Origin of the sequence: Paraburkholderia humisilvae, from assembly GCF_902859855.1 — a bacterium.
Taxonomy (GTDB): domain Bacteria; phylum Pseudomonadota; class Gammaproteobacteria; order Burkholderiales; family Burkholderiaceae; genus Paraburkholderia; species Paraburkholderia humisilvae.
The window spans coordinates 1-559 of sequence record NZ_CADIKH010000487.1; the positions used below are offsets into that span (position 1 = coordinate 1).

Genomic DNA, 559 nt, shown 5'->3' on the forward strand with positions numbered 1-559 from the left:
GCCTCGTCCAACGGCTTCTTTGCCATGGCGCGTATCTCCATTCAATCCGTTAGAGATATAACGCGCCAGCATCGAATCGGTTGTCATGTTTTATGGGAAACTCAATAATAATGTCAACTCGGACAGTTGGATACCTCGCAGGCGCTTTCGCTTTCGCAGTCGTCGTTGCGCGCTTATGCTTCGATACCAATACTAGGAATCCGGTCTGGACCGTATCACTCGCGTCACCGGTTCGCGCGAGGAATTCTGCGAATTGAATAGCGGCCAATGGATTCTGGACGGTTGGCTGCTTTCAGGCGCAGCAGGTGCGGTAAGCGTGACGCCCAACTTGCAATTACCCACTTCTTTTTAGCGCGAGTTCATAGCCAAACCGGATGTCGGTTAAACGTCGCATTTCGCGCCACATGACGGTATTCCCTGGCGGACGATCATTGGCACGCGCAAGGTAGCCCCCGAGCTGCGCGAGCCTGATAACGTTGCGCAAGAGCGGCGGTGCCTGTGCGTTGCGGGGCGTATCGTTGACGACGCGCTCAAGCAATTCGATTTCAGTCTGCGTGAA

Annotated in this window: 1 pseudogene; it reads right to left on the minus strand. The window is 54.6% G+C overall.

What is annotated here, in order from left to right:
• Positions 1-334: 334 nt before the first annotated feature.
• Positions 335-559: pseudogene (locus tag HV796_RS43930) on the minus strand (IS4 family transposase); the annotation flags it as partial.